The 25,728-nt window shown below is 40.5% G+C and carries 20 protein-coding genes and 5 tRNA genes; 3 read left to right on the top strand and 22 right to left on the bottom strand.

Annotated elements, in window-relative coordinates; genetic code table 11:
- Positions 1 to 37 precede the first annotated feature (37 nt).
- Positions 38 to 1,180: a hypothetical protein gene (locus F935_RS13835; RefSeq protein WP_016139467.1), complete on the top strand. Its 1,143-nt coding sequence runs from the start codon at positions 38 to 40 to the stop codon at positions 1,178 to 1,180.
- Positions 1,181 to 1,304: 124 nt separating this feature from the next.
- Complete coding sequence (locus F935_RS13840) at positions 1,305 to 2,207, top strand: hypothetical protein (RefSeq protein WP_016139468.1); 903 nt, start codon at positions 1,305 to 1,307, stop codon at positions 2,205 to 2,207.
- 82 nt (positions 2,208 to 2,289) lie between these two features.
- Here the strand turns inward: F935_RS13840 and htpG are convergent, their stop codons facing one another.
- The 5 genes from htpG to F935_RS13865 form a co-directional block, all read right to left on the bottom strand.
- On the bottom strand, positions 2,290 to 4,209 hold the full coding sequence (gene htpG, locus F935_RS13845) for a molecular chaperone HtpG (RefSeq protein WP_016139469.1): 1,920 nt from the start codon (positions 4,207 to 4,209) through the stop codon (positions 2,290 to 2,292).
- 102 nt (positions 4,210 to 4,311) lie between these two features.
- Positions 4,312 to 4,665: a lysozyme inhibitor LprI family protein gene (locus F935_RS13850; RefSeq protein ID WP_016139470.1), complete on the bottom strand. Its 354-nt coding sequence runs from the start codon at positions 4,663 to 4,665 to the stop codon at positions 4,312 to 4,314.
- Positions 4,666 to 4,852: 187 nt separating this feature from the next.
- Positions 4,853 to 5,443: an OmpW/AlkL family protein gene (locus tag F935_RS13855; RefSeq protein WP_035366532.1), complete on the bottom strand. Its 591-nt coding sequence runs from the start codon at positions 5,441 to 5,443 to the stop codon at positions 4,853 to 4,855.
- 329 nt (positions 5,444 to 5,772) lie between these two features.
- Entirely contained in the window at positions 5,773 to 7,197 is a 1,425-nt protein-coding gene (locus tag F935_RS13860; RefSeq protein WP_016139472.1) for a Na+/H+ antiporter family protein, read from the bottom strand.
- Positions 7,198 to 7,298: 101 nt separating this feature from the next.
- A complete protein-coding gene (locus tag F935_RS13865; RefSeq protein WP_080645615.1) occupies positions 7,299 to 8,177 on the bottom strand; it encodes an alpha/beta fold hydrolase in 879 nt (292 codons plus the stop codon).
- Positions 8,178 to 8,294: 117 nt separating this feature from the next.
- Here F935_RS13865 and F935_RS13870 point away from each other — a divergent pair, with 117 nt between their 5' ends.
- Positions 8,295 to 8,780, top strand: a complete 486-nt coding sequence (locus F935_RS13870) for a DUF4442 domain-containing protein (protein WP_016139474.1) — start codon at positions 8,295 to 8,297, stop codon at positions 8,778 to 8,780.
- A 44-nt stretch (positions 8,781 to 8,824) separates the two neighbouring features.
- Here F935_RS13870 and F935_RS13875 read toward each other — a convergent pair whose 3' ends face one another.
- The 17 genes from F935_RS13875 to trpE all read right to left on the bottom strand — a co-directional run bounded on the left by F935_RS13875 (position 8,825) and on the right by trpE (position 25,624).
- Positions 8,825 to 9,181, bottom strand: a complete 357-nt coding sequence (locus F935_RS13875) for a hypothetical protein (protein WP_016139475.1) — start codon at positions 9,179 to 9,181, stop codon at positions 8,825 to 8,827.
- Positions 9,182 to 9,396: 215 nt separating this feature from the next.
- Positions 9,397 to 9,762 carry a hypothetical protein gene (locus F935_RS13885; RefSeq protein WP_016139476.1) on the bottom strand — a complete coding sequence of 122 codons (366 nt, stop codon included), beginning with the start codon at positions 9,760 to 9,762 and terminating at the stop codon, positions 9,397 to 9,399.
- 180 nt (positions 9,763 to 9,942) lie between these two features.
- Complete coding sequence (gene rpoC, locus F935_RS13890) at positions 9,943 to 14,136, bottom strand: DNA-directed RNA polymerase subunit beta' (RefSeq protein ID WP_016139477.1); 4,194 nt, start codon at positions 14,134 to 14,136, stop codon at positions 9,943 to 9,945.
- A gap of 86 nt (positions 14,137 to 14,222) precedes the next feature.
- Entirely contained in the window at positions 14,223 to 18,311 is a 4,089-nt protein-coding gene (rpoB, locus tag F935_RS13895) for a DNA-directed RNA polymerase subunit beta (RefSeq protein WP_016139478.1), read from the bottom strand.
- 305 nt (positions 18,312 to 18,616) lie between these two features.
- A complete protein-coding gene (rplL, locus tag F935_RS13900) occupies positions 18,617 to 18,982 on the bottom strand; it encodes a 50S ribosomal protein L7/L12 (RefSeq protein WP_003654503.1) in 366 nt (121 codons plus the stop codon).
- Positions 18,983 to 19,030: 48 nt separating this feature from the next.
- Positions 19,031 to 19,537, bottom strand: coding sequence for a 50S ribosomal protein L10 (gene rplJ, locus F935_RS13905; protein ID WP_016139479.1), 507 nt, complete (start codon positions 19,535 to 19,537; stop codon positions 19,031 to 19,033).
- Positions 19,538 to 19,852: 315 nt separating this feature from the next.
- Complete coding sequence (rplA, locus tag F935_RS13910) at positions 19,853 to 20,548, bottom strand: 50S ribosomal protein L1 (protein WP_016139480.1); 696 nt, start codon at positions 20,546 to 20,548, stop codon at positions 19,853 to 19,855.
- 3 nt (positions 20,549 to 20,551) lie between these two features.
- Positions 20,552 to 20,980, bottom strand: a complete 429-nt coding sequence (rplK, locus tag F935_RS13915; RefSeq protein ID WP_016139481.1) for a 50S ribosomal protein L11 — start codon at positions 20,978 to 20,980, stop codon at positions 20,552 to 20,554.
- Between the two features lie 109 nt (positions 20,981 to 21,089).
- A complete protein-coding gene (gene nusG / locus F935_RS13920) occupies positions 21,090 to 21,623 on the bottom strand; it encodes a transcription termination/antitermination protein NusG (protein WP_003654499.1) in 534 nt (177 codons plus the stop codon).
- 7 nt (positions 21,624 to 21,630) lie between these two features.
- Entirely contained in the window at positions 21,631 to 22,071 is a 441-nt protein-coding gene (secE, locus tag F935_RS13925) for a preprotein translocase subunit SecE (RefSeq protein WP_004640737.1), read from the bottom strand.
- Between the two features lie 75 nt (positions 22,072 to 22,146).
- Positions 22,147 to 22,222 (bottom strand) — tRNA-Trp (locus tag F935_RS13930).
- Positions 22,223 to 22,282: 60 nt separating this feature from the next.
- On the bottom strand, positions 22,283 to 23,473 hold the full coding sequence (gene tuf, locus F935_RS13935; protein ID WP_016139052.1) for an elongation factor Tu: 1,191 nt from the start codon (positions 23,471 to 23,473) through the stop codon (positions 22,283 to 22,285).
- A 146-nt stretch (positions 23,474 to 23,619) separates the two neighbouring features.
- A tRNA-Thr gene (locus tag F935_RS13940) sits at positions 23,620 to 23,694 on the bottom strand.
- Positions 23,695 to 23,707: 13 nt separating this feature from the next.
- A tRNA-Gly gene (locus F935_RS13945) sits at positions 23,708 to 23,783 on the bottom strand.
- A gap of 37 nt (positions 23,784 to 23,820) precedes the next feature.
- Positions 23,821 to 23,904, bottom strand: a tRNA-Tyr gene (locus tag F935_RS13950).
- A 52-nt stretch (positions 23,905 to 23,956) separates the two neighbouring features.
- Positions 23,957 to 24,032 (bottom strand) — tRNA-Thr (locus tag F935_RS13955).
- Between the two features lie 98 nt (positions 24,033 to 24,130).
- Entirely contained in the window at positions 24,131 to 25,624 is a 1,494-nt protein-coding gene (gene trpE / locus F935_RS13960) for an anthranilate synthase component I (protein WP_016139482.1), read from the bottom strand.
- Between the last annotated feature and the right edge of the window lie 104 nt (positions 25,625 to 25,728).

A 25,728-nucleotide genomic window follows, 5' to 3' on the forward strand; every position in this document is an offset into this window, starting at 1 on the left:
ACAAAAGTGGAAACAACAACAAAACATAAAGATAGATATGAAAACATTTCACGTAATTCCTTATCGGCAGCTTTTTGCACTTTTAACGCTTGGGTTCGGTTCGGTGTGCATAACTCATGCAGAGGCAACTCATACTTCTTCAACTCAAATGGTCGAAGGTTCAAGCTCTGGAGTACAAACAGAAGCCACAACGGATGAAAATCTTCTAGATCAAATTCCGCGCTGGGTAGATGCGACCCCCACCATTTTTCCAGAGCAGTCTAATCAACCTATTGTTCCACCTACCGAACAAACAGAAGATCAAACATGGGTTGACCGTAAACAAAAGAACATTCGTAATTGGGCCGATCGTACTTCTGAAAAAATTGATAACTGGTTTGGTGAAGTCGATCCACAGAAACCGGCGACAGCAACTATTCGCGTAATGGTCGATAACTATTGGAATGAATACGATAACTTTGAAATTAAGCCAAGAATTCGCGGTAGGATTAAGCTACCTACTCTAGAAAAACGTCTAAGCGTGGTATTTGGTGATGACTCTTTAGATAACGAATTTGATAATAGTCCAGCCAATATTAACCAGAACCCAAATCAAGGTTCAAATAAGAAGCTAGACGGTAAGCAAACTCGAGATGACAATAGTTCTATTGCTTTACGTTGGTCAGATTTCTCGAAAAAATTGCCTTTTGAAACAGATGCAGACTTAGGTATTCGTTCTGGAGATGATATTTACGTTCGTTTAAAAGCATCGAGAGATTGGCAATTACGTAATGATTTTAAATTTTATGCTGAGCAAATTTATCGTTATGGCATAGACAGCGAAAACTACTTACGTACCAATCTTGAACTTACACATGCCAGACCAAATCAGCCGATTTTATCGAATCAGTTCAGCCTGACCTATGCCGATGATCAAGATGATGATTTAGCTTGGGAAAACCGGACTTTCCGCGAGCATAGTTTCTTTGCAAATAACCGTTTTAACTATGGTATTTATACCAGCGGTTATTACAACGACAATGACTTACGTTTAAATAGCTGGGGGCCTTTTGTTTCATGGCGCCAACCCGTTTTACGTGAATGGTTCTTTGTTCAAGGAGATGTAAATTACTTTAATGACCATCGTGAAGATCGCAACCATTTCGTCAGCACATTCTTACGTCTAGAAGCACTTTTTTAAGCCTGTAAACATCACCTTGGAAACTTCATTCAAGGTGATGAATAATAAAACACTTTTAAATAAAAATTTAAGCTTAGGCTCTTAACATATTATTCTAATTTTTGATTCTTTTTTATTCTGAACGATGAATCAATTCTCTTCTTTTTCATTTCACTACAGATCAACTGTCTTAGTTTGTATTTATAGTCTGGGCGTATTGGCTTTACTTCCCCATACTCAATTTTTTTACAGTTCTATAAAGCACCAACGTTCAAGACGACATTCCTACTCGTCCAACCAACTCAGCAAAGCAAACAGACTATCTCTGCCATTTGCACTCTCTCCTTGTGAAATAGAGACAAATAATGCTTTACCCGATATCGCCTTAATTCAAGAACTTATGGCTGTATTTGGGAATGATACGTTATGGAAGCGCGCAACCCAGCCTGAACAGCCTTATAAGGCCTTGGGTAAGAAAAAGAAGAAAGCTTCATCAAATCAAACTGAACTAACTAATCCACTCAGTGCAAGCTGGGCCACCATTTCAACCTGGATGCCTTTTGAAAATAATCTTGATCTAGGTTCAAACTCAGAAAGTGATGTCTATGTACAATTTTTGGCAAAGAAAAAATGGAACTTAAGACATAACATTAGTTTGGATACAGAGCAGGTATTTCGTTACGGTTCGACCAGCCGGCACTACACTGAAACCACTCTCAACCTAACGCAGAAAATGCAAGATAACACATTATTTTCTAATAAATTTAATGTAAACAAGAGCGAAAATGAAGATTACAACTGGGGAAATTGGACTTTTCAACAATTTGAGTTTGTAAAAGATAATAGTCTGACTTACGGTGTTTATAGTGGTGGCGTATATACCAAAAATGATATGCGACTAAATAGCTGGGGACCTTATATTTCGTGGCGCCAGCCTTTGTGGCGAAATTGGCTTTTTATGCAAAATGACCTTAACTTTTTTAACCATATTGATGATGATCCAAGACATCAACTCAGCGTTCAAATGAATCTAGAAGCTAATTTTTAGCCAAAAATTATCAAATTGTGGATAACTCTTTCTTTATCCACAAAAAAGCCCCTGAAGGTTCAGAGGCTTTTTTTATACTTAATTATTTCAGCAATAAGCTATTAATACGTTTTACATAAGCTGCCGGATCTTCTGGTAAACCACCTTCAGCAATAACAGCCTGATCGAAAATCACATTTGCCAAATCATCAAAATGTTCTGAACCTTCAAGTTTTTTCACTAATGGATGTTCAGGGTTAATTTCTAAAATTGGTTTGATTTCAGGAACTTCTTGCCCCGCTTGTTTTAACATACGGATGAGTTGAGGCGATAACTCACCTTCACTTGTTACTAAACATGCAGGAGAGTCGACCAGACGCGTAGTTACGCGTACTTCTTTGGTTTTCGTTTTCAATGAATCACTTAGCTTATCAACAACAGGTTTGAACTGTTCAGCTGCTTGCTCAAGTGCTTTTTTCTCTTCAGCATCTTGCAAGTCACCTAAATCAACCGCGCCTTTAGAGACATTCTTTAATGGCGTACCTTCAAACTCTTGAACAAAGTTCATTGCCCATTCGTCAACACGCTCTGCCATTAATAAGACTTCAATGCCTTTTTTCTTGAACAACTCAAGCTGAGGCGAGTTTTTCGCTGCCGCTAAACTGTCAGCAGTCACATAATAGATGGCTTTTTGGCCCTCTTTCATACGTGCCTTATAGTCAGCGAAAGAAGTCGTCACTTCATCATTTGTTGAAGTCGCGTAACGTAATAATTTTAAAATACGTTCGCGGTTACCAAAGTCTTCGCCCAAGCCTTCTTTAATGACTGAACCAAACTCACTATAGAAGGTCTTGAATTTTTCTTGGTCTTTTTCATCTTCCGATTTAGCTAAACCATCAAGCACAGTTAATACACGGCGTGCATTACCTTCACGAATCGTTTTTACATCACGGCTTTCTTGCAGTAACTCACGGCTTACATTCAGTGGTAAATCTGCGCTATCCACCACACCTTGAACAAAACGTAGATAATTTGGAATTAAATTATCCGCATCGTCCATAATGAAGACACGTTTTACATAGAGCTTAATGCCCGCTTTTGCTTCACGAGTAAAAATGTCATGTGGTGCTTTACTTGGAATATAAAGTAATTGGGTATATTCGGTACTACCTTCAACTCGGTTATGCGCCCAAGCCAATGGCGCTTCAAAGTCATGAGTTAAATTTTTGTAGAACTCAATGTACTGCTCTTCAGTCACTTCACTCTTGTTACGTGTCCATAACGCACTTGCCGAGTTGATCGCTTCCCACTCGCCAGTTTTGACCATTTGACCGCCTTTAGACTCTTCGCCTTCAGCCGCCTCTTCCTCTTGCCAAACTTCTTTTTGCATTTCAATTGGCAAGCTAATGTGGTCAGAGTATTTATTAACGATCTGCTTAACTTTATAAGATTCTAAATAATCAAGCGCGTCATCACGCAAGTGAAGAATGATGTCTGTACCACGTGAAGCCTTATCAATTTGCTGAACTTCAAACTCACCTGTACCACCACTAATCCAACGCACCCCTTCAGATGCATCTAGACCTGCACGGCGTGATTCCACTGTAATTTTATCGGCAACAATAAAACCTGAGTAAAAACCAACACCAAATTGACCAATCAACTGAGCATCTGCTTTTTGATCACCAGTCAATTTTGACATGAAATCTTTAGTACCCGATTTTGCAATGGTACCCAAGTTATCAATCGCTTCTTGCTGGTTTAGGCCAATACCGTTATCAGAAATCGTTAAAGTTTTATCTTCTTTATTTAAAATGACTCGTACATGTAAATCTGGATCATTTTCATAATATTCAGGATGATTAATTCCTTCAAAGCGCAACTTATCACATGCATCTGATGCATTAGAGATAAGCTCGCGTAAGAAAATCTCAGGGTTAGAATAGAGAGAATGCGTCACTAAATGTAAAAGCTGTGCAACTTCCGCTTGGAAACTATAATTTTGTGATGCTTGTTCACTCATAAATCACTCCTTAAATTTTGAAGTCTGTTTGTTCTCGAATGCTCTATGAATGGAGTACTTCTAGAATTTTTCAATCCTGAATATTAAAAATTTTTACTCTAATTAAAATGGACCATGGCTTAGCACTCTATCTTGCAATATTGTGTCTAACTGCTTTTGACGTTGTTGATAAGCTTTAGCAATACAACTTACACCAGCAGCACAAGCATTTCTTTTTTTCAGCCATTGCTGCTGAGCATCTTTTTGGTTGTCCCGCCCGCCCATTGGTAAAGCATGCAGAACAATTTGATAAGTTGTTGCCATTTTTACATCTGCATCATTTAAGGAACGATTTTTACAAATACTCTTTTCCGTTTTAGTTTTTGCAGCATCACACGAGAAACTTGCGGCTTGCAAACTCTGTGTAAAAGCAATACCACTAAAAACAGCCAAACACATCGCTAATTTTTTGTTCATGATTTTATTTCCATATTTGTAATGAATAAAAATTAGTTTAGAAAAAAATATGCATAAGATGTGTAGAAAACTGTCTGTTTTATGCTTTTTTTAGTACAAGTAAAACTCATAAAAAAACCTCACATAAAATATATGTGAGGTGCCTGAGTCTAGGTTTATTATTATATTGTTCTATTTATTATTATGCTTAAAATTTATAGCTATAACCTAAAGTGTAAACAAACGGATTAATATCTAAATCAAACTTATAATTAGCAACTGAAGGATCAATTGTTACTTCAGGACTAATATCCATATAACGAACATCTACAAATACTCCCCAGTTTTTAGCATCAGCAGGCTGAAAATTAAAACCAACTTGTCCTGCTACACCAAAATCTTCTTTAACTTTTACCGCTACACCTTCTTCATCCCAAGGAATAAATGCGGTTGCACCAACACCAATATATGGTGTGAAACGTGTCGAGTTTTTAAAATGATACTTTGCTGTAATCGTTGGTGGTAACTGTTTAATACGCGCTACCTTGTTTCCATCTAACAAAACATCATGATTAATCGGTGTTGCTAATAATAACTCTGCCGAAAATGGAGATTGACCAAAAAAGTATTCTACTGATGGCGTAAATGCATATTCATGATCTGCTTTTACCACACCCAAAGGAGTTGTTGTGTCTTCCGAAGGAGCAATAACACTACCACCAAATTTCACTTGCCAGTTACCAGCAAAAGTAAAAGAAGACATCCCCATTAATACAACAACCAAAGCTTTTTTGAACACTTTAATATCTCCAAACTTATTTATATTTATAATAAACATGTATTTTAAAATCATGCAATACTCATTATAAAATTATTTTATCGTTTATTTTTAAATATCTGTTTTAAATAAAATTATATATTAACCAACTATTTTAATTGGTTTTAAATCCAACCTTATTAATCAAGATTATTTTACATTACCAACCATTTTAATATACTTTTTAATTCTGAGTATTTTAATATAATTTATTTTAAATACATCTTTTATTTATTTAATAAAAAACCTTCTTAATTTAAATCTAAAGATCATCATTAAGAAGGTTAATCATTCAATATTTTATAAAAAACTTATAAAACCATTGCAGCAATCCAGCCAAAAATTAATAGCGGAATATTAAAATGAATAAATGTAGGTACAACCGTATCCCAAATATGATCATGTTGCCCATCTACACCTAAACCAGCTGTTGGTCCTAAGGTTGAATCAGAAGCTGGTGAACCTGCATCACCTAATGCTGCAGCTGTCCCAATAAGAGCAATAGTCGCTAATGGTGAAAATCCAAACTGTACGCATAACGGTACATAAATGACAGCAAGCACAGGTACACTTGAGAAAGATGAACCAATACCAATCGTCACAAATAAACCAATACAAAGCATTAAGAAAGCTGCAAGTGCGCGATTATCTCCAATGATTTCAACCACACCTTTTACCAGTTGATTAATATCTCCTGTATGGGTCATTACCGATGCGAAGCCCGCAGCAGAAATCATAATGAAACCCACCAAGGCCATCATTCGCATGCCTTGTACAAAGACATCATCTGCCTCTTGCCACTTAAAAATTCCAGCAGTGGATAGGACAGCAAAACCGACTAAACCACCCAAAATCATTGACCCTGAATAGAGCTGTGCAGCGAGTGTCAGGCCAATTGCCAGCAACGCCATATAGATTGTTTTCTTTGCAATCACGGGCGCTTGCTCTGCCTCATGCTTTAACTCTTCTGCATCTGCTTTTAAGTCAGCTGTTTCATCTTGCGCTGTTGCACGAAGGGGTTTATCTAAATCAATCGTTGTAGTTGGTGTAATAGCGCGATCAGCATAAATTCGTGGTTTACGGTAGCTAATAAACACAGCCACCAAAGTACCTAAAACCATCCCTAAAACTGGAATAGCCATGCCAATTGACATCATGCCACGCTCTACATGCAAACCATAGGCAGCACCAACTTTGTTGATATTTCCCATCAAAATTTGTTCAAGGAAAATTGCACCAAATCCAACCGGAAGAAAAATATAAGTTCCGACTAAACCTAGCGTAAGCACACAGGCTGCAGCGCGACGGTCTAACTTTAAATGGTTCATTACCCGTAATAATGGCGGAACGAGTACAGGAATAAAGGCAATATGAACCGGGATTAGGTTCTGAGAGAAAATAGCAGCAATCAGTAAAATACCTAACAGTAGATATTTCACTTTAGTTTCGCGGCTTTTTCCTGCTTCCATTCCCAACAAACCAATAAGTTTATGGGCAAGTAAATCAGGTAAACCAGATTTTGAAAGTGCCAGAGCAAATGCCCCTAACACCGCATAGGCAAGTGCAACTTCAGCACCATCGCCAAGACCAGCGTTAAAGGCATCAACGGTTTGAGAAAGGCTTAAACCTGCTACGAGGCCGCCTACAATGGCAGAAACCACTAAAGTCAGGACGACAGAAACGCGCGCCAGTGATAATAAAAACATCACTGCAATCGCAATAACGACAGCATTCATGAATAAATTCAGAGCAAAACAAAAGGCGACATTCTATCAGATTCAGACCTATGAAGCCGAAAATATCGCCGAATTAACAGTTTTATGCAGTCACTCAATGATTAAGCTTGGGCCTTAATAAACTGACGAATATGATCTGCAATTTTTGCTGGCTCACTTAGAATTGCCCAGTGATTTGCTTCAAGCTCTACATATTCAAAATTGTCCACCCACTTTGGCATAGCCTCAGTGATGTATTCAGGGCTCACAAAAGTATCATATTTTAAAATAACGGCTTTAACTGGACACTGTGCAGAACGTTGACGAGGACCAGTTAAACGAGGAATAAAATTTGCCCGATATAAATTAATGCCATATTTACCATCTGCATTAATATTATTATTTAAAGGTAAATTACTTTTTCTCTCCAGCTGAGTCAGAACTTTACCCCATTTTTCAGGGCTAAAAAGGGACCATACTGTTGGTGCTAACAACGGAAGATGAAATGCACCGATATACCAAGATTTGGTCAATATTTTTAAGATTTGACCTGGTGAAGTTTTAAATTTATCACGCAAAAATAAAGCGGCATGGTCAAGACACGGCCCAGAAATGGTTGTATATGATAATAAACGCCCTTTAAATTTAGGCTCAGTTGCAGACTCCCAAGATTGAATCGAACCCCAATCGTGTGCAGCCATATGGAATTGACGATTTGGTAATAATTCATCAACCACTTCTTGTAAATCTAGAGATAACCGCTCTAAACGGTAATCGCGTATACGTTTTGGTATAGACGACAAACCCGCCCCACGTACATCATAAGTGACAATGTAAAAGTCATTGATTAAATGTTCAATGATTGATTCCCATACTTCTTGATTGTCAGGATAACCATGTACTAAAACCAACGGTGTATTTTTTTCGTCGCCCCATGTTTTGGCACAAAGCGTTTGTTGGTCACTTGTTGTTACTGTATGAACTTTTGGCTGCATAATCATTTCCTATCTTGTTTTTCAATCGATCATGTCGTTAGTCGGATAGAACATTGCCATCAATATAAAAAAGATGATACTTATCTAGTATGAATACTGTTTCAATAAAAAAAATTGACTATTATGGCTATTTTAAGAAGACTTCAGAACAATCCTACGATTTCAAAATTTTTATTTAATCACTACCCACCTTATCGTGGCGCAGGGATTTATATTGAAATCATGAATTTAGATCTTTGTCACGTACGCGTAAAAATGCCTCTGACATGGAAAAACCAAAATTTGGTCGGAACGCATTTCGGGGGCAGTATTTATTCAATGGTTGATCCATTTTATATGATGATTCTTCTGCATCACCTCGGATCAAAATATATTGTGTGGGATAAAGCTGCTGAAATTAATTTTCTTTCCCCTGGTCGAAGTACGGTACATGCAGATATTCGAGTAGATTTAGCTGAAATTGAGCAAATTCGAGAGCTTGCCGACAACTACGACCCTGTTTTAAGAACTTATCATCTAAACATTTTTGATGAAACTGGGATAAGAATTGCCGAAGTTAAAAAAACGCTTTATATCCGACGTAAAAAAGCAAAACCTTTCCCCCAATAAAAAATAAGCGCTAAAAAGCGCTTATTTTATTCTTCGATACGGGGTTATCTTTTTTCTTCAATCGCTGCACCAGCACCGCCACCAATCGCACCGCCAATTGCAGCACCAGAGTCACCACCCAATATTGCTTTACCTACCACAGAACCGATACCAGCTCCGATCGCGCTCTTAGTCGTAGTTTGCTTACTACCACCTTGGGTATTTGAACCGACACCAGCACCTACTGCCGCGCCTAAGCCCGCACCAACACCACCGCCTACATGATTACCTAAGCCACCACCGAGCGCACCACCTGCTGCTGCTGCGCCAATACGCTGATCAGATGGACTCATATTTTGACAACCCGTAAACATAAGCGTAGACAACATTAAAGCAGAAACTAATCCAATTGTTTTTTTCATGTCCATACTCCTACTACCTGTTCTAATAAAAAGAATAATCCTCTTTTATGAGGAATTTGATCAGATTGTGTTATTCATCTGTCCTAATCGATTGATATTTTGTAAAGCTCTTCTATTTATGATGATTAACCAAAATTTTAATTATAAAAAAGACATAAAAAAGAAGTCTCTAACAAGTTAAAGACTCCTCGAGTTAAACATTATTAGGAATACTTTTAGTACTTCCCTTTCTTCTCTTCATAAGCTGCGCCTGCACTACCACCAAGTGCTCCACCTGTAGCAGCACCAGCATCGCCACCAATGATTGCGCCACCTAACACCGCACCAACACCGGCACCAATTGCACTATTTCGCACAGTTTTATTACTAGACCCTTTTGCATTGGCTGCAACACCTGCACCAAGTGCTGCTCCTAAACCTGCACCAATATTACCACCCACATGTTTACCTACAGCACCACCGGCACCACCACCAATCGCAGCCGAACCAATACGTTTACTTTCTGGGCTTGCATTCTGGCAACCAACAAACAAAGTTGTTGACATCAAACCAACACTAACAATCATCATCATTTTTTTCATTAGATTTACTCCAGTCTTCATAAGCATGTAGCCTAATATGGTTTTGTGGAGTGTTTATCCCGCTTAAGTAATAAAATAATGGCTCTTTAATATGTTTATGTAATTACCCCTTTTAATTGTTATAAATAAATCTAAATAAAAAAGGCACCCTGAGGTGCCTTTTTTAGTGCCAGTCTAAACTTAGAATTGTTCTGAGTTTAATGCTTGGCTGAATGCTTGGTCTACTTCGCTAAAGTCATTGTGAAGCTCATGTTCAGCAGCTTCTGATTCTTGACGACGACGTTCTAGATGGTATGCAAGACCAGTACCAGCTGGAATCAAGCGACCTACTACAACGTTTTCTTTCAAGCCACGTAATTCATCTTCTTTACCTGTTACAGCTGCTTCAGTTAACACACGAGTTGTTTCCTGGAACGATGCAGCAGAGATAAACGAGTCAGTAGAAAGCGACGCTTTAGTGATACCCATCAATAAACGTTCGAACTTCGCAGGGAACTTATTCTGAGCCAAGACAGCTTGGTTCTCTTGTACCATGCGGATGTAATCCACTTGCTCGCCTTTGATGAAGCTTGTATCGCCACCATCGGTGATATCAACTTTACGCAACATTTGACGTACAATAACTTCAATATGTTTGTCGTTGATTTTTACACCTTGGAGACGATATACGTCTTGAACTTCGTTCACGATGTAGTTAGTTAATGCAACTTCGCCTTTCAAACGTAAGATGTCATGCGGGTTTTGTGGACCATCAGAAACAGTTTCACCACGGTTCACATGCTCGCCTTCGAACACGTTGATTTGACGCCATTTTGGAATCAACTCTTCGTAGATCTCAGAACCATCATCAGGGCTAATTACCAAACGGTTTTTACCCTTAGTTTCTTTACCGAAGCTCACAACACCTGAAACTTCAGCAAGAATTGCATGTTCTTTCGGCTTACGTGCTTCGAACAAGTCAGCTACACGCGGAAGACCACCGGTAATATCACGAGTACGTGATGTTTCTTGTGGTACACGACCAATTACGTCACCCACACCAATCGTTTCGCCATCGCGAACTGTTACGATTGTGTTTTGTGGCAAGAAGTAGAACTGTTCGCCGCCATCTGTTGTATCCAATACGATTGCAGGACGTAAATCTTTACCAGAAGCAGGACGAGCTGTTACAGGTAAGATTTCAACAGTAGTCATACCAGTTGCATCATCAGTTTTTGATGTTGCAGTTACACCATCAGCGATTTGGCTGAAACGTGCTTTACCAGCAACTTCTGTTACTAATGGATGTGTATGCGGATCCCAAGTCGCTACGATACCGCCAGCTTCTACAGATTCACCATCTTTCAACAAGATGCTTGCACCGTAAGGAAGTTTATAGCGCTCGCGTTCACGACCTAAGTCATCGGCAATACCAATTTCACCTGAACGAGAAACTGAAACCAAGTGACCTTTTGCATGTTGTACAGTTTTCACGTTATGGAAACGTACAGTACCTTTGTTACGTACTTGAACACTGTTTGCAGCAGAAGTTCGGCTCGCAGCACCACCAACGTGGAACGTACGCATTGTTAACTGTGTACCTGGTTCACCAATAGACTGTGCTGCCATTACACCTACTGATTCACCTGGGTTAACCAAGTGACCACGTGCAAGGTCACGGCCATAACATCTAGCACATACACCAAAAGCAGATTCACAAGCAATTACTGAACGTACTTTGACTTCATCCACACCCGCTTCTTCAAGATGAGCTGCGATTTTTTCGTCAATTAACGTACCACGAGGTAATACAACTTCATCATCAGACGCACGACGTACATCTTCAGCCGTTACACGACCCAATACGCGGTCACGTAAAGGTTCGATTACATCGCCACCTTGAATGAACGGAGTCATTACCAAACCACCCGCTGTACCACAGTCAGGCTCGGTAATTACCAAATCTTGCGCTACGTCTACAAGACGACGAGTCAAGTAACCAGAGTTCGCAGTTTTTAATGCTGTATCGGCCAAACCTTTACGCGCACCGTGTGTTGAAATAAAGTACTGAAGTACTGTTAAACCTTCACGGAAGTTCGCTTTAATTGGCGTTTCGATAATCGAACCGTCCGGTTTTGCCATCAAGCCACGCATACCAGCAAGCTGACGAATCTGTGCCGCACTACCACGGGCACCAGAGTCAGACATCATATAGATGCTGTTGAATGATTTTTGCTTCTCGTCTTCACCTTGTTTGTTTTTCACAACGGTATAAGACAAGTTATCCATCATTGCTTTAGCAACTTGGTCGTTTGTACGCGCCCAGATATCGACAACTTTGTTATAACGCTCACCAGCAGTTACGAAACCTTGTTCGAACTGTTGTTCGATTTCACGAACTTCTGTTTCTGCTTTGTCAATAATTGTGTGCTTAGTAGGTGGAATAAGCATGTCTTCCATACCTACAGATACACCTGAACGAGTCGCCTGACGGAAGCCCAAGTACATTAATTGGTCAGCAAAGATAACTGTATCTTTCAAACCAAGTTTACGGTAACAAGAGTTGATTAACTTCGAGATGTTCTTTTTAGTCATCTCAAGGTTGATCATGTCAAAGCTTAAGCCTTGTGGAACAACTTCCCAAAGCAAACAACGACCTGGTGTTGTTTCAACAATAATAGTTCCGTGTTCACGTTCACCATCTTCATTGATAACAGTTTGATGCACACGTACTTTAACACGAGCATGAATCGCAACCTGACCAGTTGCAAGTGCACGGTTTACTTCGTGAGTATCAGCAAACACCATGCCTTCGCCTTTAGCATTGATCGCATCACGTGTGATGTAATAAAGGCCTAAGACAACGTCCTGAGAAGGAACGATGATCGGCTCACCATTTGCTGGTGACAAGATGTTGTTTGTTGACATCATCAATGCACGAGCTTCTAACTGTGCTTCAAGTGTCAATGGAACGTGTACCGCCATTTGGTCACCGTCGAAGTCGGCGTTAAACGCAGCACAAACGAGTGGGTGAAGACGGATTGCCTTACCTTCAATAAGAATAGGCTCAAATGCTTGAAGACCTAAACGGTGAAGTGTTGGCGCACGGTTCAACATGACTGGATGTTGACGAATTACAGAAGCAAGAACGTCCCAAACTTCTGGAGTCTCACGCTCAACCATTTTCTTCGCAGCTTTAATGGTTGTTGCCTGACCTGAAGCTTGTAGTTTAGCGAAAATGAATGGCTTGAATAATTCAAGTGCCATTTTCTTCGGAAGACCACATTGGTGAAGACGTAAAGTAGGACCTACAGTAATTACCGAACGACCAGAATAGTCAACACGCTTACCAAGTAAGTTCTGACGGAAACGACCTTGTTTACCTTTGATCATATCTGCCAAAGATTTTAACGGACGTTTGTTAGAACCAGTAATTGCACGACCACGACGACCGTTATCAAGCAATGCATCTACAGACTCTTGTAACATACGTTTTTCGTTACGTACGATAATGTCTGGTGCTGCAAGATCAAGAAGACGTTTTAAACGGTTGTTACGGTTAATGACACGACGATATAAATCGTTCAAGTCAGAAGTCGCGAAACGACCACCTTCAAGTGGAACTAATGGACGTAAATCAGGTGGAAGTACAGGAAGTACATTCATCACCATCCATTCTGGCTTGTTGTTTGAATCGTTGAATGCTTCCATCAATTTCAAGCGTTTAGACGCTTTTTTCAACTTCGTTTCAGAAGTTGTTTGAGGAATTTCTTCACGTAAACGTGCGATTTCAGCTTCAAGATCGATATCTTTTAATAAGTCCTGAATCGCTTCTGCACCCATTTTCGCAGTGAATTCATCACCGTGTTCTTCGAGTGCATTGAAGTATTCTTCGTCTGTTAAAAGTTGATACTTTTCAAACGGAGTCATACCAGGATCAGTTACAACGTATGATTCGAAATACAATACACGTTCGATATCACGAAGCGTCATATCAAGTAATAAACCGATACGAGATGGTAACGATTTTAAGAACCAGATATGTGCAACTGGAGAAGCGAGTTCAATGTGACCCATACGTTCACGACGAACTTTCGCTGTAGTTACTTCAACGCCACATTTTTCACAAATGACGCCTTTGTATTTCATACGCTTGTATTTACCACACAAGCATTCGTAATCTTTTACTGGACCAAAAATTTTGGCACAGAACAAACCGTCACGTTCTGGTTTAAAAGTACGGTAGTTAATTGTCTCAGGTTTTTTAACTTCACCATGAGACCATGACTTAATCATTTCTGGTGACGCAAGACCAATACGGATACGGTCAAACTCAATTGGTGCATGACCATCTGAGTCCGTTTTCTTACGCATGATATCGAGCAAGTCTTTCAATTTTTTTCTCCGTGTGTCGGGAAGCAACGCTTACCCGACTGGGTCACAAATATTGTTTTTTCCTAAAAAATCGTGAGTCTTACGACTTAGTCACCATTTTTCAGTTCAATGTTGATACCTAAAGAACGGATCTCTTTGGTCAATACGTTGAACGATTCAGGCATACCTGGATCCATATAATGGTTACCATCTACAATATTCTTATAGATACGTGTACGACCTTCAACGTCATCCGACTTAACAGTTAACATCTCTTGAAGAGTATATGCTGCACCGTAAGCTTCAAGTGCCCAAACCTCCATCTCACCGAAACGCTGACCACCGAACTGTGCTTTACCACCAAGCGGTTGCTGTGTAACAAGTGAGTAAGAACCAGTTGAACGCGCATGCATTTTGTCATCAACCAAGTGGTTCAATTTGAGCATGTACATGTAACCTACAGTTACAGGACGATCAAACTGTTCACCCGTACGACCATCAAACAATACTGTTTGACCAGTACGTGAAATGTCAGCTAATTCAAGTAAGTCTTTAATTTGGCTTTCTTCAGCACCATCAAATACAGGAGTAGCCAAAGGCACACCAGCACGTAAGTTGCCAGAAAGAGCTAAAACTTCAGCATCAGTTAAGCTATCAAGATCTTCTTGCTCGCCACCGACTTTGTTATAAATCTTGTCTAAGAATTCGCGAAGTTCTAAAACTGTACGCTGTTCTTTCAACATTTTTTCGATTTTATCGCCAAGCCCTTTAGCCGCCATACCCAAGTGAGTCTCAAGAATCTGACCCACGTTCATACGAGATGGTACACCCAATGGGTTCAATACGATATCTACCGGTACACCGTTAGCATCGTGTGGCATGTCTTCAACAGGTAAGATGTTAGATACAACACCTTTGTTACCGTGACGACCAGCCATTTTATCACCAGGCTGAATGCGACGTTTAACTGCTAGGTAAACTTTAACAACTTTAAGAACACCTGTTGTTAACTCATCACCAGTCGAAAGCTTACGTTTCTTCTCTGCAAACTTCTCATCAATTTCTGCGCTCTTCTCTTTCAAGAACACTTGAATTTGAGATAAACGTTCAGCAATTGCTTCGTCTGTAGGTTGGATTTCAAGTAAGTCAACAAGCTCTAAACCAGACAACATACCTTCAACGAGCTTATCGCCACGTTTAGTCGAACCACCGCCGTTAGACTCTTGGCCATTAAGCAAACGAATTACACGCTCACGAGCTGCTTCTTCAAAGATCTTGTATTCTTCTTTCAAGTCTTTACGGTAAGCATCAAGCTGTGCTTTTTCAATTGCCATCGCACGGTCATCTTTCTCTAAGCCATCACGAGTGAAGACTTGAACATCGATAACTGTACCTTTAGTACCAGATGGAACACGTAAAGATGAGTCTTTAACATCAGCTGCTTTCTCACCAAAGATTGCACGAAGCAATTTTTCTTCAGGAGTTAACTGAGTTTCACCTTTAGGCGTTACTTTACCAACAAGGATGTCACCAGCAGTAACTTCCGCACCAATATAAACGATACCCGATTCATCAAGTTTAGAAAGTGCAGCTTCACCTACATTAGGAATATCGGCAGTAATTTCTTCTGCACCTAACTTAGTATCACGCGCTACACATGATAATTCTTGAATATGAATAGAAGTTAAACGGTCTTCTTGAAGTACACGCTCAGATAACAAGATCGAGTCTTCATAGTTGTAACCATTCCACGTCATGAACGCTACACGCATGTTTTGACCAAGCGCAAGCTCACCCATATCTGTTGACGGACCGTCTGCCAAGATGTCACCGCGAGCAACTTTGTCGCCCAAATTCACGATAATATTTTGGTTGATACAAGTGTTTTGGTTAGAACGTGTATATTTAATGAGGTTGTAAATATCTACACCAGCCTCACCTGCAATCATTTCGTCTTCGTTTACACGAATAACGATACGAGAAGCATCTACATATTCAATCGCACCACCACGGTCAGCGATCACGCATACACCCGAGTCACGTGCAACGTTCGCTTCCATACCTGTACCTACAAGCGGTTTATCCGCACGTAGAGTAGGAACCGCCTGACGTTGCATGTTTGAACCCATCAATGCACGGTTCGCGTCATCGTGTTCAAGGAATGGAATAAGTGATGCAGCTACAGATACAACCTGCTGTGCAGATACATCCATATGCGTCACTTTTTCAGGTGAGATACGTACAAATTCACCTTGATGACGAACAGAAACCATATCTTCTGTTAAGTTACCATCTTTATCTAGCGCAGAATCGGCCTGTGCAATAACAGTACCCACTTCTTCAATAGCAGAAAGGTATTCAACAGCATCAGTTACTCGGCCATCTACCACTTTACGGTAAGGTGTTTCCAAGAAACCAAAATCATTCGCCTTTGCATAAACAGAAAGCGAGTTGATCAAACCAATGTTTGGACCTTCCGGCGTTTCAATTGGACATACACGACCATAGTGAGTTTGATGTACGTCACGTACTTCAAAGCCCGCACGTTCACGCGTTAAACCACCAGGTCCAAGCGCTGAAACACGACGTTTATGTGTAATCTCAGATAATGGATTGTTCTGGTCCATAAACTGAGACAATTGGCTTGAACCAAAGAATTCTTTGATTGCAGCTGCAACTGGTTTTGCGTTAATTAAATCTTGTGGAGATAAATTATCTGTTTCTGCTTGGCTTAAACGTTCTTTAACAGCACGCTCAACACGAACCAAACCAACACGGAATTGGTTTTCAGTCATTTCACCAACAGAACGTACACGACGGTTACCCAAGTGATCGATATCATCGACTTCACCTTTACCGTTACGGATTTCAACTAATGTACGTAATACATCGATGATATCTTCGTGCGATAAAATACCTTCTACTTCACGTGACTTCTGATCAGTACCAACTTCGTATGGACGACCCAAACGACGGTTAAACTTCATACGACCTACTGGAGATAAGTCATAACGTTCAGAAGAGAAGAATAAGTTATTAAATAAGTTTTCAGCAGCTTCTTTTGTTGGTGGCTCGCCTGGACGCATTACTTTATAGATTTCAACTAATGCTTCTTCACGACCAGATGTTGTGTCAGCACGTAATGAATCAGCAACAAATGAACCACGGTCAATATCGTTCGTAAACAAGATATTGAACTGTTTAACACCGCCTTCTGCTAGTTTCACCATAATTTCATGGCTTAACAACGTATTTGCAGCAATCACATCACCATTACGTAAAGTAATATCTTCAGCAGTGATACGCTCATACAGGTACTCATCAGGAACTGATAGCTTAGCTAAACCAGAAGCTTCCATTTGACGTACGTGACGTGCATTAATACGTTTACCTTGCTCAACAATGATTTTGCCATCATTATCTGCAATATCAAATTGCGCCATTTCGCCACGCAGACGATCTGGAACGAGGTCAATTTGATAGCTACCCATATCAAGATATACAGGCACTTTTTCATAGAACAAATTCAAGATTTGTTCATTGTTATAACCCAATGCACGCAACACAACAGTTGCTAATAATTTACGACGACGGTCAATACGTACATAAACTAAATCTTTTGCATCAAATTCGAAATCTAACCATGAACCACGGTAAGGAATAATACGTGCAGAATAAAGTACTTTACCACTTGAATGAGTTTTGCCTTTATCGTGATCAAAGAACACACCAGGTGAACGGTGTAATTGAGATACGATTACACGCTCAGTACCATTGATTACAAAGGTACCATTGTCTGTCATGAGTGGCATTTCACCCATGTAGACTTCTTGTTCACGTACGTCTTTAATAGATTTAGTTTCGCGATCTTTAATAATCAAACGAATTTTTACGCGCATTGGTGCCGCATAAGTCGAACCACGTAAAATACATTCACGCACATCAAACTCAGGCTTACCAAGGCTATACTCAACAAATTCTAAAGCAGCATTGCCAGAATAACTTTCTATAGGGAAAACTGAACGAAATGCGGCTTGGAGACCGATATCTTCGCGGTTTTTTGGAGTTTTGCCACCTTGCAAGAACGTTCTATACGAATCGACCTGGATCGAAAGTAAGTACGGTGCTTCCATTACTTGGGGCAATTTACCAAAATTCTTACGGATCCGTTTCTTTTCGGTATATGAGTATGCCATCTGGAGTCCTCGGAAAGTAAACCAAGCCCGCCTGCAGAACGGGCTCAGAAGGAATTACACAGGCCGATATGGCCACCACTGTTTACAAATGCTGCAATTTTTAGTGGTATTAAAACGCTTAACAATATTTTTTAAAAAGAAAAATATTGGTAAACATTTGAAATTACTTTGATTATTCTGAAATATGACAGTTATTGTACAGAACAAACAAAAATCGAGCCGATTATTGTAACGCAAAAAGGCTGATGACCCAAGAGCCATCAGCCATTTTATGGAGCCGATTTAAAAACCGACTCCTTTTACAATTACTTAAGTGTAACTGTAGCACCAGCTTCTTCAAGTTTCTTCTTAAGTTCTTCGCCTTCTTCTTTAGAAATGCCTTCTTTAAGAACTTGTGGAGCACCTTCAACTAGGTCTTTAGCTTCTTTAAGACCAAGGCCAGTTGCTTCACGAACTGCTTTAATTACAGCTACTTTGTTAGCACCGAAAGAAGTCAACTCAACGTTGAATTCAGTTTGCTCTTCAGCAGCAGCAGCAGCAGGAGCAGCAGCTACAGCTACAGCAGCAGCAGATACGTTGAATTTTTCTTCAAAAGCAGAAATAAGTTCAACAAGTTCAAGAACAGTTTTTTCAGCAACTGCGTTTAGGATTTCTTCGTTTGTTAAAGCCATGAGATTAACTCCAAATGGGTATTGAATGGTGTGGAAGTAGATTTAAGCTTAAGCAGCTTCTGACTCGTTTTTCTCTTGAAGCGCTGTAAGTAAGCGACCCAATTTCGAAATAGGAGCTTGAAGAACAGATGCGAGCATAGTAAGCGCTTTTTCTTGGTTTGGAAGATTTGCGATAACGCTAACTTCAGCACCTTGATAAAGTTTGCCGTCAAATGCAGCAGCTTTTAATTCAAATGCTTTGTTAGTTTTAGCAAATTCTTCAAACAAGCGTGCAGCTGCACCCATATCGTCTTCAGAAGTTGAGAATGCTAAGATTGTTGGGCCAACAAGGTTGTCATTCAAGATTGCAAATTGCGTATCTTGAAGAGCACGTTTAGCCAAAGTGTTACGTACAACGCGTGTAGCAACACCTAGTTTACGAGCTTCAACACGAAGAGTAGTTAATTGCTCAACGGTTAAACCTTGATAGTCAGCAACAACGGCAGCGAACGCTGTAGAAGCAGTTTGAGCCACTTCAGCAACGATCTGTTTTTTGCTTTCAATAAGAAGAGCCATTGTAAAACCTCCTAACGGTGATTTATGTACTCAAAAAAGTACACTCCCAATTCGCAAGTCAACAAGGATTTGACTTGCACGCGGAGGAGGAATAAATCACACCACCGCGTCTACGCAGGCTGGGCTATTAAGAAGATATTCAAAAGAAGTCTCTTCGCCTGTGGTCTTTGACGCTGATAAATTTACATTTATCAATTCAAAGTCCGCCTGATGAGTGAGGAAACAAAGCATTACTTTGAATGGGTGTAAAAAATCTATGATTTTTTACACCCTGCCCTCAATCAGGACTTTAAAATTCTTGACTAAGTTTAAAACTTAGTTAGAAACGTTGCTTACATCAACAGTAAGACCAGGACCCATAGTTGAGCTCAAAGTGATCTTTTTGATGTATATACCTTTAGAAGTTGCAGGTTTTAACTTTTTCAAGTCAGCAACTAAGGTTTCAACGTTTTGACGGATAGCAGCAGCATCAAAGCCTAACTGACCGATCGCAGCATGGATAATACCCGCTTTGTCTACACGGTAACGAGCCTGACCAGATTTAGCGTTTTTAACAGCATTCGCTACATCAGGAGTTACAGTACCAACTTTAGGGTTTGGCATTAAACCACGTGGACCAAGGATTGTACCGAGCTTACCAACAACACGCATAGCGTCAGGAGCTGCGATTACAACATCAAAGTTAAGGTTTCCACCTTGGATGCTTTCAGCAAGGTCATCAAAACCTACGATGTCTGCACCAGCTTCTTTAGCAGCTTCTGCTTGCGCACCTTGAGCAAATACTGCTACACGTACAGTTTTACCAGTACCAGCAGGTAATGTAGTCGCGCCACGAACAACCTGGTCAGATTTACGCGGGTCTACACCAAGATTTACAGCTACATCTAAAGATTCTTTGAACTTCGCAGCAGGTAGGCTGTTAAGAACTTGCACCGCTTCTTCCAAAGTATAAACTTTGTTTGCTTCAACAGCAGCAGCAATGGCTTTTTGACGTTTAGTTAACTTTGCCATGTCTTATAGCTCCACTTCCAAGCCCATAGAACGTGCAGAACCAGCGATGGTACGTACACGTGCGTCTAAATCAGCACCAGTTAAATCTGGTTCTTTAGTAGTCGCAATTTCTTCTAACTGAGCACGAGTCAACTTACCAACTTTAGTTTTGTTTGGTACAGCTGAACCCTTCTGGATACCAGCAGCTTTCTTAAGAAGGATAGAAGCTGGAGGAGTTTTCATGATGAATGTGAACGACTTGTCGTTGTACACAGTAATCACTACAGGAATTGGAAGACCTTGTTCAACTTTTTGTGTAGCAGCATTGAATTCTTTACAGAATGCCATGATGTTTACACCACGTTGACCTAATGCAGGACCAATTGGTGGAGATGGATTTGCTTTACCAGCTGGAACTTGCAGCTTGATATAGCCGTCAATCTTCTTAGCCATTTTAAAATACCTCTGGGTACAAACGCCGCTAGGCTCCCCAATCTTTACGATACACTTCTATTACAACAACAATGCCCGATAAAATCGGGCGCTTTTCAACCAATTAAGATTAAATCGTTTTTTCGACTTGGCGAAATTCGAGTTCAACCTGAGTTGGTCGATTAAATACGTTAATCGTCAACGTTAAACGTGACTTCTCGTATTGAACTTCTTCCACCACACCTTTAAAGTCTGTGAATGGACCGTCAATAACAAGTAATTCTTCACCCGGCTCAAACATCGTCTTAGGACGTGGTGCTTCACCTGTGTTACGTACACGCGCAAGAATCGCATCTGCTTCACGCTGAGTGATTGGTGCTGGTTTTTCAGGTGTACCACCGATAAAACCTAGAACCTTTGGACATTCTTTAACGATATGCCAAGTATCATCATTCATTTCCATTTCGACTAACACATAGCCTGGAAAGAATTTGCGCTCAGATTTACGTTTCTTACCATCCTTCATTTCTACCACTTCTTCGGTAGGAACAAGGACATCACCAAAGCTATCAGCAACAGCGCTACGCTGGATTCGTTCTGTAAGTGAACGTAACACTTGTTTTTCATAACCAGAATAGGCATGAATAATGTACCAACGTTTCATAGCTCTTTTACCCGATAATCAACTTAATTAACCAACCCAAACCATAGTCAAAACACCATAAAACCAATGATGCAACAACTACAACCAATAGAACCTGCCACGATGTGGTGACTGTTTCTTGTTTTGTTGGCCAAGTTACTCGACGCAATTCGACTCGTGCATCTTTTAGCAAACGAACGAAGCCTTTACCTTGATGGGTGGCGTATAATAAACCCAAAGCCACAACGATACAAGCAAAAATTGCCCCAACGCGCACCCAGATATTATTGGCAGGCGCCCAATGCGCTGGTAAATACTGATTCGCCATAACAGCTAAAACCAATAATGCAATCGCAATCACCCATAGAACAATATCTAGAGGTGAACCAGAACGAACAACTTCAGCAGAATTATTTCTTTGAGGAATTGGCGCGTCGCTCAATGCGTCGCGCGATTTATCATTCGACATTTTTGTACTCGTCGTAGAACTCGCGACTTATTATATGAACAACTAAGCCAGCATCAAGCTTTTTATTTCAAAATATGGCAGGCCAGGAGGGACTCGAACCCCCAACATTCGGTTTTGGAGACCGACGCTCTACCAATTGAACTACTGACCTATAATGCAGGTTGAGAGCCAAAGCCCTCAACCTGAGACGTAATCCGTAACTATATTATGCTTATGCAGTTACTTTCGCAACAACACCAGCACCTACAGTACGACCACCTTCACGGATCGCAAAACGTAGACCTGGGTCCATTGCGATTGGGTGGATTAATTCTACTGACATTTCAACGTTGTCACCTGGCATAACCATTTCAACGCCGTCTTGTAATTGGATTGCGCCAGTTACGTCAGTTGTACGGAAGTAGAACTGTGGACGGTAGCCGTTAAGGAATGGAGTATGACGACCACCTTCTTCTTTAGAAAGTACGTATACTTCTGCATCGAATTTAGTGTGCGGCTTGATTGTACCTGGTTTAGCAAGTACTTGACCACGTTGTACGTCTTCACGCTTAGTACCACGTAGAAGAACACCACAGTTCTCGCCTGCACGACCTTCGTCAAGCAATTTACGGAACATTTCTACGCCAGTTACAGTCGTTACTACTGTGTCACGGATACCAACGATTTCAACTGATTCGCCAACTTTAACGATACCAGATTCAACACGGCCTGTTACTACAGTACCACGACCAGAAATAGAGAATACGTCTTCGATTGGCATTAAGAATGCTTTGTCGATAGCACGTTCTGGTTCTGGAATGTAAGAATCAAGCGCAGCAACCAATTCGATTACAGCAGATTCGCCATACTGACCTTGGTCACCATTAAGTGCAGCAAGTGCTGAACCACGGATGATTGGAGTGTCATCACCTGGGAAGTCATAAGTAGAAAGAAGTTCACGAACTTCCATTTCTACTAATTCAAGTAATTCTTCATCATCAACAAGGTCACACTTGTTAAGGAATACAAGAATATAAGGTACACCAACCTGACGAGAAAGAAGGATGTGTTCACGAGTTTGTGGCATTGGACCATCAGTCGCAGCACATACAAGGATCGCGCCATCCATCTGAGCAGCACCAGTAATCATGTTTTTAACATAATCGGCGTGGCCCGGGCAGTCTACGTGAGCGTAGTGACGGATTGGAGAATCGTATTCTACGTGTGAAGTATTAATTGTAATACCACGTGCTTTTTCTTCAGGTGCCGAGTCGATTTGTGAGTAATCTTTCGCTTCACCGCCGTAAGTTTTTGCACAAATAGTTGCAATCGCAGCAGTTAAAGTTGTTTTACCATGGTCAACGTGACCGATTGTGCCCACGTTTACGTGTGGCTTATTACGTTCAAACTTAGCCTTAGCCATGTTTATAGTCCTCGTTTACGTCGAACACAATTCTGAGTAAAACTCAGCATCGACATATCGCCTAAAAAATCAAACACCCAATACTTGAAAAGCAGACTAATAAGCCTGCTTTTTAAATCTTTGTAGAAAATCTACTAAACTGTATCTGGAGCTCTTATCGAGATTTGAACTCGAGACCTCTCCCTTACCAAGGGAGTGCTCTACCACTGAGCTATAAGAGCGATTATCCTTCGATGGAGCGGGAGACGAGGGTCGAACTCGCGACATGCAGCTTGGAAGGCTGCCGCTCTACCAACTGAGCTACTCCCGCACGATGCTGGTATACTTAGCACTTCAATCGAAGTTAATGGTGGTGAGAGAAGGATTCGAACCTTCGAAACTTTCGTAGCGGAGTTACAGTCCGCCCCCTTTGACCGCTCGGGAATCTCACCACATCACACTTATTTCAGTGTTATCCTTCACTTAACAACTTCACACTTTAGATGGTGCCGGCACACGGATTCGAACTGTGGACCTACTGATTACAAGTCAGTTGCTCTACCAACTGAGCTATGCCGGCGCTTCTTAGTGTTTCGTACGTTTCGTATCGGAACGGTGTGCAGTTTAGCAAAACTTCCAAACGATGCAAGCAGTTTTTTAAAAAAAACTGCTAAAAACTCATAAAATCAACCCGTTTGATGATAATTCAACCGCTTTGATCACTGCGCGAGCTTTTATTTGGGTTTCATTCCATTCTGATTCAGGATTTGAGTCAGCAACCAAGCCTGCTCCAGCCTGTACATACACTTTTTTATCACGGATTACACACGTACGGATTGCAATCGACATATCCATTTCACCATGCCAACCTAAATATCCCACTGCCCCGCCAAAAACGCCGCGCTTAACAGGCTCCACTTCATCAATAATTTCCATTGCACGAATTTTCGGTGCGCCAGATAAAGTACCTGCTGGAAAAGTTGCCTTAAATACATCTAGTGCATCAATATCATCACGAACCTCACCTTGTACATTTGAAACGATGTGCATAACATGCGAATAGCGCTCAATGACCATTTGATCAGTCACTTTGACCTTACCAATTTTAGAAACTCGGCCAACATCATTTCGACCAAGATCAATCAACATTAAATGCTCAGCGATTTCTTTTTCATCAGAAAGTAAGTCTTTTTCTAAAGCGATATCTTCTTCTTTCGTTTTTCCACGCGGTCTGGTACCAGCAAGCGGACGAACTGTCGCAATACCATTTTCCAAACGAGAGAGAATTTCAGGTGAAGATCCTACAATATGAAATGGTTTTTGATCGGTAATTGTTTGACCTTGTACCAAGAACAAATAAGGCGAAGGATTTAAATGACGTAAAGCACGGTAAACCTGTAAAGCCTCTCCATCAAAGTCAGAAACCATACGTTGACCAGGAACAACCTGCATAACATCACCCGCACGGATGTATTCTTTAACCTTTTCTATGGTCTCAAGGAATTTCGCTTTACCTGTAATCGATTCAAAATGAGGCGGTGTATGCGGCTTGGCTTGCAAGCTAACTGGTGTAGCCAACAACTGCTCTAATTGATCTAACTTTTGCTGCGCATCTTCATAAGCATGTGTCTGTGCCGTATCAGCATGAACAATTAAAAATAAAGTATCTTTAAGGTTGTCGAAAACGATCACTGTTTTTGAGAGCATCAACCACAAATCTGGTAACGCAATTGGATCAGCCGCAGGCACATTCTTTAAGCGCGGCTCAATATAACGAACTGCATCATAGCCCAAATAGCCAACCAGCCCGCCAGTAAAACTTGGTAAGTCTGGCAAAAACTCAGCTGGTGGAACTGTAAATTGCTTTTGAAATTCACGAATATATTCAAATGGATCTAGACAATCTTCTTGTGTGATTGAACCATCAGCATGCTGTATAGATAAAACGCCAGCATTACATGAAAAAACTGTCGACTCACCTAAACCAATCATGGAGTAGCGCGCCCAGTTTTCACCACCTTCAACCGACTCAAATAAATAAGCTTGTTTTTGTTCCTTAAAACGAGCAAAAACCGATAAAGGTGTTTCCGTATCTGCCAAACGCTGACGATAAACTGGAATAGTGTTGTAACCTGAAGCCTTAAGTTGTTCAAATTGCGCTAATGTAGTCATGAATTTTTCTCTAATATGGTTTCGATTTAAAACAGTGTTTTTCTAGTTTCGATTTAGACACGCCATCGAAAAACCATACGCTTATTCATGCTGATCTCCATTTC

Source organism: Acinetobacter calcoaceticus ANC 3811 (assembly GCF_000399665.1).
GTDB classification, from domain to species: domain Bacteria; phylum Pseudomonadota; class Gammaproteobacteria; order Pseudomonadales; family Moraxellaceae; genus Acinetobacter; species Acinetobacter calcoaceticus_B.